Genomic DNA, 2,878 nt, shown 5'->3' on the forward strand with positions numbered 1-2,878 from the left:
AATCGGCGGTACCTACCACAACTGAATTAGCATTAAAATTCAAAATCGCGATTCCATTTGCACCAGCAAAAGCCGCTTTAGTTGTCACTGCTCAAAACAAAGTTCAATATGTCAGCACAATAAATATTGCGCCAGCAAATCAACCTTTCGTTGTCTTAAATTCTTACACAACATCTGTAGCAACTAATTATGGGAAAACCGTTTCTTTAAATGTTAGATTAGAAAATGTTGCTGCAAGTGGTTCAGGGTACAATGCAAACGCTGTTAATGCAACCATATCAACAAATAGTAACCTTGTAAATATTACAGATTATACTGAAAATTATAACACAATTAATGCTGCACAAAGTATTTTAATAAATAACGCATTTACATTTTCAATACCAAACAATGTAGTTGATGGTCAAACAGTAAAATTTGATTTAGTTTTTACCGATAATGCAGAACATACTTGGAGTGCTATTATAAATATAGTTTTGAATGCACCAAAATTTACAATTCCAACAACAATAACTATTAACGATTCAGCTGGAAATAACAATGGAATTCTTGATCCAGGAGAAACAGCAACTGTTAGTATTCAATCTTCAAATAATGGTCACGCACTAGTTTCAAATGTTATTGGTTCAATAAATTCAATAAGTAATTATTTGACATTAAATCCTGTAAATACAGTTCCAGTAATTTTGGATATAAACCAAAATAAAACATTTATTTATAATATAACAGCCAGTGCGACAACACCAATTGGAACGGTAGCAACTTTAAATTACACGGTAACAGGTGGAGAATTAAATCAGTATAGTTCTTATCAAGTTTTTCCAATTACAATTGGTTTTGTGCCAATATATTGTGATGGCGAAGGCACAAATACATCAGATGAATATATAAAACAAGTTATTATTAACACAATAAATAACACAAGCACACAAGGTCCAAGTTACTCAAATTTTTCAGCAATTTCTACAAATGTTTCAATAGGTCAAAGCTACCCAATTACAATCATTAATGGAAAACATTTTAGCACAGACACAATGGATTGCTGGGTAGATTGGAATTATGATGGCGATTTTAATGATATAAATGAAAAGATAGCAATAACATATACAGGAACAGTTGGTTCAACAGGCACTGGTACTGGCACAATAACAATTCCAGCAAATGCACATATCGGCAATAATAGGTTACGAACAAGAATACAATATGGATCAAGCAACCCACTGCCTTGCGGAACAATAGGTTATGGAGAAGTTGAAGATTATACAATAAAAGTAAATCCAACTTCGTTAAATACAACTAATTTTTTAGAAAATAAATTTGCAATATATCCAAATCCTAACAATGGAAATTTCACAATTAATCTAGGTTCAGTTTTAAATAGTGATGCCAAACTTGAAATTTACTCTGTTAACGGTCAATTGATTTTCAAAAAAGAAATTAAGAATTCAATAGAAGATGTAAATTTTAATGCAACCACTGGTATTTATTTTGTGAAAGTTACAAATGATTTTATAACCACAACTAAAAAAATTGTTGTAAAATAAATATTTTTATTTTTTCAGAAACCAATAAAATTATTTTCATTTTTTAGTTTCTATTTTTGATATAATTTACAAAAAATAATTGGTAAAATACAATCATAATCTTTGTTCAAAATAAAGTATGTTGAACTTTTACCAAAAATCATTATTAAATTTTTTAAAATTACATACGTAGTATTATATAATAGATGATTTATTATAAATCAGGCAATTACTATTTAATATTTTTTACAATCAAAAAGAAGAGAAATGTGTCCTCATAACAAAAATTAAGATTGCAGAGCCTTATTAAATAGCCAGAATGTTTAAATTCAATAATACTTTTAAAATAAATTAATAATCAAACAAAATAATCAATCATCGTGAAATACAAATTAATTATTGCACTTTTATTTTTTCAATTGGGTTTTTCCCAAGAAACCAAAATGAGTATAAAAGATTATATTAACTTTTCTAATTTGCCCTATAAAACAAGTAATACTCCTATTTGGGCAATTCAGTTTTACGATAATCCAGATCAAATTAACGTCAATAAGTTAAAAACTGATATCAATAGTTGGGTTATAGCTGAAAAAAAAGAGAGAAAAGAAAAAGTCAAAAAAGAAAATGATAGTGAACAAGAAAACGAACTCAAAGAAAGTATTTCAGAAAATCCAATTGTGCAATTTGCACTAAATTTTGTAAGAAAAGTACCAACAAATTGGATAAATGAAACTGGATTTATTGAAATGCCAACCAAAGATGCTTTTTTTAGACAAGCGGAAAATAAAGAAAAAAACATATCTAATACCTACGCTAAAAACGCCAATAAAAATGTTCTAGTTAACAGTTGGTCGCAAATTGGTTCAAAAGAGGTTATGCTAAATGATGTACAAGTACCTCAAAGTACCTGCATTTATAATATCAGCGTAGCACCATCTTCAACCAATATTAGATTGGCAAGTAGCGAAGCTGGCACCCTTTATAAAACAATCGATGGTGGTTCCAATTGGTCTGGTATTTCAGAAAACATCGGTCCAAGTGCATTTCATCCAACAGATGTAAACAAAATAATGTTAGGTAGTAACCCATTAAGGATAAGTTCAGATGGTGGTTTAACTTGGACAGTAAAACCAGTTGTTGGAGAGTGTAATAAAGTTTTATGGTCAGATAATGGTAATACAATTATTATAGCAACAAACAGCGGAATATATGTATCAAGCGATGCTGGATTAACTTTTACCCTGAAACAAACGGGAATAATTATGGATGTGAAATTTAAACCAGGCAGTTCTACAATTGCTTATGCTATTAATAGCAATGGTATTTTTTATAAAAGCATAAATGCAGGATTAACT

The 2,878-nt window shown here is 29.3% G+C and carries 2 protein-coding genes; both read left to right on the forward strand.

Translation table 11 applies throughout. The annotated features are described in order from the left end of the window. On the forward strand, positions 1-1,544 hold a 1,544-nt coding region (locus ACH2BC_RS08665), incomplete at its 5' end, for a GEVED domain-containing protein (RefSeq protein WP_395053597.1). A gap of 359 nt (positions 1,545-1,903) precedes the next feature. After that, a partial coding sequence (locus ACH2BC_RS08670) for a WD40/YVTN/BNR-like repeat-containing protein (protein WP_395053598.1) occupies positions 1,904-2,878 on the forward strand: 975 nt, incomplete at its 3' end.

The organism is Flavobacterium sp., from assembly GCF_043760115.1.
Classification (GTDB): Bacteria; Bacteroidota; Bacteroidia; order Flavobacteriales; family Flavobacteriaceae; genus Flavobacterium.